Source organism: Paenibacillus sp. GbtcB18 (assembly GCF_019091125.1).
Classification (GTDB): domain Bacteria; phylum Bacillota; class Bacilli; order Paenibacillales; family NBRC-103111; genus Paenibacillus_F; species Paenibacillus_F chitinolyticus.
Genome location: NZ_JAGXJX010000055.1, coordinates 1 through 1,528 on the forward strand (window position 1 = coordinate 1; position 1,528 = coordinate 1,528).

1 protein-coding gene is annotated in these 1,528 nt (G+C 35.8%); it reads left to right on the plus strand.

Annotation, left to right across the window (positions count from 1 at the left end; translation table 11 throughout):
- The first annotated feature begins 177 nt into the window (after positions 1 to 177).
- Positions 178 to 1,347, plus strand: coding sequence for an MFS transporter (locus KVT34_RS29425; RefSeq protein WP_098341678.1), 1,170 nt, complete (start codon positions 178 to 180; stop codon positions 1,345 to 1,347).
- Positions 1,348 to 1,528: the final 181 nt, after the last annotated feature.

Genomic DNA, 1,528 nt, shown 5'->3' on the forward strand with positions numbered 1-1,528 from the left:
GATTTTTTGCACTTAAAAGTTACGGGATAATTTGTTTTTTCGAAATAAAATGATAGTTCTTAATTTATAAAATTACTATGAATTCTTTTTTTATTATTGAGCTTGCGCTTTAAATAATAGAATGGTAATCTTTCATACTGAAGTACATTTTAAAGAATTATTAAAGAGAGGTGTTTTATGAACAAACGTGTTTATTTACTGACGATCGTTTCTTTTGTCGTCGGCCTAGTAGAGATGATTTTCGGCGGTATTCTTCCTTTAGTCGCAAATGATCTCGGTATTTCCTTAGGGCAAGCAGGTATGTTAATTTCCGTTTTTTCTTTAACTTTTGCCATATCAGGCCCCTTACTGCTTTCTGCAACATCAAAGATGGAACGAAAACGACTCATGCTTTTAAATTTATCTGTGGCGTTGTTTGCCAATATGATAACTGTTTTAAGCACAAGTTACACTTTACTTTTAGTTACCAGAATCATTTCGGCAATGTGCGCAGCACTTTTAATTTCCCTTTGTTTAACAATCGCTTCTAATATTAGTTCAGAAGCTTACCGTGCTCGTGCGATTAGTTTAGTATTAATGGGTGTTAGTGCTTCTCTCGTTTTAGGTGTTCCTTTTGGATTAATGCTAGGTAACGCTTTCGGTTGGCGCGCTCCGTTTATCTTTATTGTCGTTTTAACTGCAATTTCAATTGTATGTATCCAATTATTATTAGGAAAAATGGAACCGAAACCAAGTATTTCGATTCAAGCACAACTACAAACATTAAAAAACAAAAAAATCATACGCATTCAACTTACGTCTGTTTTATTTTTTGGAGGCCATTTAACACTATATGCCTACCTTACTCCATTCTTACAAGGAGCACTCGGTTTGGATGGAAACTGGCTAAGCGTAATGTATTTGATTGTCGGTATCGCCGCTATTATCGGCGGGGGTGTAGGTGGATTGTTGTCAGATCGTATAGGTCCTAAGAAAACGATTGTTACTATCATTCCCATTTTTGCAATATCCATTTTCATTCTTCCTTTTACTACATTCAATACAGTATTTTTCCTGATTGTTATGATAGTTTGGAGTATGCTGAGCTGGGCACTTCAACCAGCTATTCAAAGCTATTTAATCGTATCCGCTCCTCATACATCGGACATTCAGCAAAGTCTAAACAACTCAGCAGTCCATGTAGGAATGGCATTTGGCTCGACAATTGGAGGTATTACAATTGAACGTCTAGGCATTGAAGCGAATGCTGTAATAGGTGGTATTCTAGTAGTAATAGCTTTATTTACCAGCCTCGCTTCCATGCATAGGAAAAAACAAAAAGTGAATACACAATCAAAAGTAATATAACTTTATTATGAGGCTTACAGCAGGCATTGGAGTTCAGATTTATTATCCTCCAGTGGATGTCAATGAGCACAAGAGCAAACACGTTCTTGTACTGATTAACATTGGCTGTATGAAATGCCTCCATACATTACAAAAAATTTCTCTATTCCTGAAACTGAATAGCATTATCCCCTTTTCCTTA